Consider the following 4,083-nt stretch of genomic DNA (forward strand, 5'->3'; position numbering starts at 1 on the left):
GACCGGCACCCTGGGCGCGCGGCTCGACGCCGCCACCGCGGGGCTGCCGGCGCCGCTCGTCGTCGTCGACCTCGACGCGCTCGACGCGAACGCCGACGACCTGGTGCGGCGCGCGGCGGGCGTGCCCGTGCGCGTCGCGAGCAAGTCCGTGCGCGTGCCGGAGGTCATCGAGCGCGCGCTCGCCCACCCGGGCTTCGCCGGCGTGATGGCGTACTCGGTGCGCGAGGCGACGTGGCTCGCCCGGCGCGGCGTGACCGACGTGCTGCTCGGCTACCCCAGCGTCGACACCGGCGCCGTCGACCAGCTCGCCGCCGACCCCGTCGCGCGCGAGCGCGTCACCCTCATGGTCGACGACACCGCGCAGGCCGACCTCGCCGCGCACGCCGCGCGCTCCCACGGCGCCGAGCTGGCCGTGTGCCTCGACGTGGACGCCTCGCTGCGTCTGCGCCTCGGCCCGTTCACCGCGCACCTGGGCGTGCGCCGCTCGCCCGTGCACAGCGCGGCGGACGCGCACCGGCTCGCGGCCGCCGTGGCGCGCCGGCCGGGGCTGCGCGTGCGCGGGGTGATGTTCTACGAGGCGCAGGTCGCGGGCCTGCCGGACTCGAGCCCCGCGGTGCGGATGGTGAAGCGGCTGTCGATCGCCGACCTGGCGCAGCGCCGCGTCGCGGTCGTCGACGCCGTCGAGGACGCGGTCGGGCACCCGCTGGAGCTCGTGAACTCCGGCGGCTCCGGCTCGGTGCAGACGAGCGCCGGCGCGGCGGCCGTGACCGAGGTGACCGCCGGCTCGGGCCTGTTCGTCCCCACCCTCTTCGACGACTACCGCTCCTTCTCCCCGCGGCCCGCCGCGTTCTTCGGCCTGGACGTCGTGCGCGTGCCCCGCCCGGGGATGGCGACGGCCTACGGCGGCGGCTACATCGCGTCGGGGCCGCCGACGACGTCGCGCCAGCCCCGCCCCGTGTGGCCGGTGGGGGCCACCCTCACGCCCCGCGAGGGCGCCGGCGAGGTGCAGACCCCGCTGCGCCTGCACGGCGCGGACGTCCGCATCGGCGACCGCGTGTGGTTCCGGCACGCGAAGGCCGGCGAGGTCATGGAGCGGTTCACCGAGGTCCACCTCGTGCGCGGCGCCCAGCGGGTCGCGACGGTGCCCACCTACCGGGGCGAGGGGCTCGCGTTCGGCTGACCGGCCCGGCCGGTAGCCTGGGCGCGTGACCCTGCGCCTCTACGACACCGCCACGCGTGCGGTGCGCGACTTCGTCCCCCTCGTGGCAGGTGAGGTCGGGATCTACCTGTGCGGCGCCACGGTGCAGGGCAAGCCGCACGTGGGGCACGTGCGCTCCGCGGTCGCGTTCGACGTGCTCGTCCGCTGGCTCCAGCGCACGGGCCACCGCGTGACGCTCGTGCGGAACGTGACCGACATCGACGACAAGATCCTCGCCAAGGCGGCGGACGCCGGCGAGCCGTGGTGGGCGTGGGCCATGACGCACGAGCGCGCGTTCGCCTCGGCGTACGACGCCCTGGGCGTGCTGCCGCCGACGTACGAGCCGCGCGCGACCGGTCACGTGCCGGCGATGGTGGACCTCCTCGAGGTGCTCGTCGAGCGGGGGCACGCGTACGCGGTGGAGACCGGCGACGTCTACTTCGACGTGCGGTCGTGGCCGCAGTACGGCGAGCTGACGAACCAGCGGGTCGACGACATGGTGCCCGCGCCCGACGCCGCGCCGGAGGTCGGCGAGAAGCGCGACGTGCACGACTTCGCGCTGTGGAAGGCCGCGAAGCCCGCCGAGCCGGAGACGGCGTCGTGGGACACCCCGTACGGCGCCGGCCGCCCCGGCTGGCACCTGGAGTGCTCCGCCATGGCCCGGCGCTACCTGGGCGACAGCTTCGACATCCACGGCGGCGGCCTGGACCTGCGGTTCCCCCACCACGAGAACGAGCTCGCGCAGTCGCGCGCGGCCGGCTACGGGTTCGCGCAGTACTGGCTGCACAACGGCTGGGTGACGCAGGGCGGCGTCAAGATGAGCAAGTCGCTCGGCAACGGGCTGCTCGTCGAGGTCCTGCTCGAGCGCACCCGCCCCGTCGTCATCCGGTACGCGCTCACGGCGGTCCAGTACCGCTCGATGCTCGAGTGGACCGAGGACACGCTCGCGGAGGCCGAGGCGACGTGGGACCGGCTCGCCGGCTTCGTCGAGCGGACGGTCGAGCGCGCGGGGGCCGCGGACGACGACGAGGTCGCGAAGGCCGAGCTGCCGGCGGCGTTTGCCGACGCGATGGACGACGACCTCAACGTGCCGGCCGCGCTCGCGGTCGTGTTCGAGCACCTGCGCGCCGGCAACACCGCGCTGGCCGCGGGCGACGTGGACGCGGCGCGGACCCACATGGTGCTCCTGCGCGCGATGCTCTCGGTGCTCGGCCTCGACCCCGGCAGCCCGCACTGGGCGGGCCGTGGGGAGGACCGGTACGCCACCGCGCTCGACCGGCTCGTCGCCGGCGAGCTGGAGGCCCGCGCGCAGGCCCGCGCCGCGCGCGACTGGGCGACGGCCGACGCGATCCGCGACCGGCTCGCGGCCGCGGGGGTCGTGGTCGAGGACGCGCCGTCGGGCGCCCGATGGTCTCTGTCGAGCAGGAACGAGGACGACTGATGGCGGGCAACTCCCAGCGCCGCGGCGCGACGCGCAAGGTGGGCTCCAAGAAGGGGGCCGTCAAGGGCACCGGCGGCCACAGCCGCAAGGCGCTCGAGGGCAAGGGGCCGACCCCCAAGGCCGAGGACCGGGTCTACCACCCGGCGCACAAGCGCAAGGTCGCGGCGGAGCGCGGCGCCGGCCGGGCGGCCGTCGCAGGCACCTCCGGGCGCCCCGCCGCGTCGGCGTCGCGCAGCGCCGCGGGCGGCAAGGGCGGGCGGACGTCGTCGACGCACGAGGTCGTCGCCGGCCGGAACTCCGTGCTGGAGGCGCTGCGGGCCGGCATCCCGGTCGCGACCGTCTACCTGGCCGCGCGCCTCGAGGCCGACGACCGCACGCGGGAGATCGTCTCGATCGCGGCGGACGCGGGCTACCCGCTGCTCGAGGTCGGCCGCGCCGAGCTCGACCGCCTCACCGACGGCGCCGTGCACCAGGGCGTCGCCATCCAGGTCCCGCCGTACGCGTACGCGGACGACGAGGAGCTGCTCGACCTCGCCGAGGCCAGCGGCCGCCCGCCGCTGGTCGTCGCGCTCGACGGCGTGACCGACCCGCGCAACCTCGGCGCGGTGCTGCGGTCCGCCGGGGCGTTCGGCGCCCACGGGGTGCTCGTCCCCGAGCGCCGGGCCGCGGGCGTGACCGCCTCGGCGTGGAAGGTCTCGGCCGGCGCCGCCGCGCGCGTGCCCGTCGCCCGGGTCACCAACCTCACCCGCACGCTGCAGGAGTGGAAGAAGGCCGGCGTGTTCGTCGTGGGCCTCGACGGGGGTGGGGACACCGAGCTCGCCGCGGTGCCGTTCGCGACGGACCCGCTCGTGCTCGTCGTCGGGTCCGAGGGCAAGGGCCTCTCCCGGCTCGTGCGCGAGGAGTGCGACGCGATCGCCTCCATCCCGATCGCGTCCGCCGTCGAGTCGCTCAACGCGGCGGTCGCGGCGGGGATCGCGCTCTACGAGGTGGCGCGCCAGCGCTCGTCCTGACGCTGCCCGCCCCGGCCGCCGCCGGTCAGGCGACGTCCTCCTGCAGCAGGAGCTGCTCGAGGGCGTCCAGCGAGCGGACCGCGTCGTCGTCGTCGGTGCTGGTGGCCAGCACGACCTCGTCGCCGCGCGTGACGCCGAGGGTCATGATGCCCAGGATCGACGCCGCCGAGACGGGCGTGCCGTTGCCCTTCGCGATCGTCACGGGCGCCGGCTGGCCGGCCGCGGTGGCGACGAACTTCGCGGCCGGGCGGGCGTGGAGCCCCTCGGTGAGGGCGACGACGACGGAACGCTGCACAGGAACCTCCAGAACGACGATGGTCTAGACCAGGAACTCTAGAGCCCGAGCTCCTCGAGCACGGGCAGGGACGCGCGCACGGCGGCCCGGGCGCGCGCCGCCGTGGGCTGGGCCCGCGCGACGGCGGCCAGCTCGCGGC

General features: G+C 76.4%; 4 protein-coding genes. 3 read left to right on the forward strand and 1 reads right to left on the reverse strand.

Annotated features, from left to right (window positions below; translation table 11 throughout):
• From HGCM_RS06210 to rlmB, 3 genes are all read left to right on the forward strand, one after another.
• The coding region (locus HGCM_RS06210; protein ID WP_019135996.1) for an alanine racemase at positions 1-1,180 on the forward strand (1,180 nt) is incomplete at its 5' end.
• A 25-nt stretch (positions 1,181-1,205) separates the two neighbouring features.
• On the forward strand, positions 1,206-2,639 hold the full coding sequence (gene cysS, locus HGCM_RS06215) for a cysteine--tRNA ligase (protein ID WP_019135997.1): 1,434 nt from the start codon (positions 1,206-1,208) through the stop codon (positions 2,637-2,639).
• Positions 2,639-3,649: a 23S rRNA (guanosine(2251)-2'-O)-methyltransferase RlmB gene (gene rlmB, locus HGCM_RS06220; protein ID WP_019135998.1), complete on the forward strand. Its 1,011-nt coding sequence runs from the start codon at positions 2,639-2,641 to the stop codon at positions 3,647-3,649. Before cysS ends, rlmB begins: the two co-directional genes overlap by 1 nt.
• Before the next feature lie 25 nt (positions 3,650-3,674).
• On the opposite strand, the gene HGCM_RS06225 is transcribed toward rlmB, so the two are convergent.
• Complete coding sequence (locus HGCM_RS06225) at positions 3,675-3,944, reverse strand: HPr family phosphocarrier protein (protein WP_019135999.1); 270 nt, start codon at positions 3,942-3,944, stop codon at positions 3,675-3,677.
• Between the last annotated feature and the right edge of the window lie 139 nt (positions 3,945-4,083).

The organism is Cellulomonas massiliensis JC225, from assembly GCF_000312005.1.
GTDB lineage: Bacteria > Actinomycetota > Actinomycetes > Actinomycetales > Cellulomonadaceae > Cellulomonas > Cellulomonas massiliensis.

What these genes read in the sequence shown, in the direction of transcription:
- rlmB (WP_019135998.1), top strand. Translation starts at nt 2,639, where the DNA reads ATGGCGGGCAACTCCCAGCGCCGCGGCGCGACGCGCAAGGTGGGCTCC.